General features: G+C 62.8%; 1 protein-coding gene. It reads left to right on the top strand.

All coding sequences use genetic code 11. From position 1 onward, the window contains the following. Window positions 1-86 precede the first annotated feature (86 nt). The coding region (locus tag AC07UK_RS38800) for a transposase (protein ID WP_494688359.1) at window positions 87-963 on the top strand (877 nt) is incomplete at its 3' end.

Below are 963 nucleotides of genomic sequence, written 5' to 3'. Positions count from 1 at the left end.
TTAGATACTATGGAAGGGCTGGCCCAAGTAAGCCCCTGGAGTAAAACGAGGATTCGGATAACCCGTTTTTCGAAAGGAGCATGCAAATGAATGCGCCTGAAACAGCCCTTCAAGGACAGGATACGGCAGTCATCGGTCGGCTGTACATAGCCTTTGAATTGGGCGAGAAGAGCTGGAAGCTGTCGTTGGGTGACGGCGTGCACGCGCCGAGCCGGTGCACGGTCGCGGCAAGTGATATGGCGTCGGTGCTAACAGCGATCTCGAAGGCCAAGGCACGTTGCGGCCTGGCCGGGCAAGCGCCGGTGCGCAGTTGCTACGAGGCCGGCCGTGACGGCTTCTGGTTGCACCGCTGGCTCACGGAGCAAGGTACCCATAACCTGGTGGTCGATTCGGCCAGTATTGAAGTCAACCGCCGTGCACGGCGCGCCAAGACGGACCGACTCGACGGTGACAAGCTGCTGTCGATGTTGATGCGTTACCACGCTGGCGAGCGGCGGGTCTGGGCAGTCGCGCGGGTCCCAACACCAGAGCAGGAAGATGAGCGGCGTTTGCACCGCGAGCTCGGGCGGCTCAAACAGGAACGCACGGCCCACAGCAACCGGGTTCGTTCGCTGCTGATATTGCATAACCTGCGGGTCGCCCACATCGGTGACCGCCTTTGGAAGCCATGGTGGAACGAACATGGCCCGCAACTGCCCCCTGGCTTGCGTGCCGAGATCGAGCGCGAAGTCGTGCGACTGGCGCTGGTGAAAACGCAGATCAAGACAATCGAAGCCCAGCAGCGCGAGGCGGTGAAGCTCAGCGCGCAGCCAGCCATCGCGCTGCTCGCGCGGCTCAGCGGGATCGGCGTGGGCAGCTCCTGGCTCCTGGTCAAGGAGCTGTTTGGCTGGCGGCGCTTTCACAACCGGCGCGAAGTCGCAGGTTGCCTCGGACTGGCGCCGACGCCCTACAGCAGCGGCGAAA

It is taken from the genome of Cupriavidus sp. GW821-FHT07C08, from assembly GCF_059419025.1.
The sequence above is the reverse complement of the archived record's forward strand: the minus strand, read 5'-3'. Positions and strand labels throughout refer to the sequence as shown.